Annotated in this window: 1 protein-coding gene; it reads left to right on the top strand. The window is 65.9% G+C overall.

Translation table 11 applies throughout. The annotated features are described in order from the left end of the window. Positions 1–56: 56 nt before the first annotated feature. Complete coding sequence (locus HLH35_RS19665) at positions 57–755, top strand: nucleoside hydrolase (RefSeq protein WP_275944268.1); 699 nt, start codon at positions 57–59, stop codon at positions 753–755. Positions 756–1,113 lie beyond the last annotated feature (358 nt).

Below are 1,113 nucleotides of genomic sequence, written 5' to 3'. Positions count from 1 at the left end.
CGCGGACAACAGACCCCCAATCCCCGCCAAGAAGAGATACAGAACGCATCTTTCTCTTGAATCATAAGTCGGACACTCAATTCAATCCATTACCTTCGCGCCTATGGGGCTTCGCCCCTGATCGGATCGTCGAGCTGGTGATGAGCCGCCCGCGCGACAGCGTGACGCTGTGCTGCCTGGCGCCACTGACCAATATCGCGCTGGCGATGGCGCGCGAGCCGCGCCTGGCCGAACATCTGCACGGGATCGTGCTGATGGGCGGGGCGCGGACCGAGGGTGGGAACATCACCCCGGCGGCGGAATATAATATCCATGTCGACCCGGAAGCCGCGGCGCGGATCTTCGAATCGGGCGTTCCGATTACGATGATCCCGCTGGACTGCACGCACCGGGCGCTGACGACGGCGGCGCGCATGGCGCGGCTGCGCGCGATCGGCACGCCGTTGGCCGAGGCGTTCTATCATCTGCTGACCTTCAACAAGCGCTTCAACGCGCGCCAGTGGGGCACGGATGGCGGCCCGCTGCATGATCCGACGGTGATTGCGGCGCTGCTGCGCCCGGATCTGTTCAGCGGCCGGCTGGCGCATGTCGGGGTCGAATGCCACGGAACGCTGACGCGGGGCATGACGGTGATCGACTGGTGGAGCGTGACCGGCCGGCATCCGAACGCCCTTGTTCTCAACAGGGTGGATGCCGAGGGTTACTTCGATCTGGTGATCGAGCGCCTGTCGCGCTTTGGCATCGGATCGCCATAAAGCACTGAGACGGGGCGATGGAAGGTTGCCGGATCGGGGTGCGCTCCAGTAATGGTCGCGCGTTCGCGCCGGTCCGGCGCGGCCGATCCTGACGTCGCTTCCATGTGGGGCGTCCTGCTGTCCGGAGTCCGCATGGATCAAACATCGCCCCCGCCTTCGCCTGGGTCTTCGTCCGGGTCTTCGTCCGCGTCGTCTGCCGCGGCTTCTCCTGTTCAGCCCCGCGCGACCGGCGGTGTGGGGGACCCTGTGTTTGCGGGCCTGGTGCGTCTGTCCGGGTGGCTGATCCTTGGCCTGCTGGGTGGGTTGATTGCGGTTCTGGCGTGGGGCGGGCTTTCGGCGTGGTCGGCGTTTGGTCCGG

The sequence above is a fragment of the Gluconacetobacter asukensis genome (assembly GCF_014174375.1).
In the GTDB taxonomy this organism is placed as follows: domain Bacteria; phylum Pseudomonadota; class Alphaproteobacteria; order Acetobacterales; family Acetobacteraceae; genus Gluconacetobacter; species Gluconacetobacter asukensis.
The sequence above is the reverse complement of the archived record's forward strand: the minus strand, read 5'-3'. Positions and strand labels throughout refer to the sequence as shown.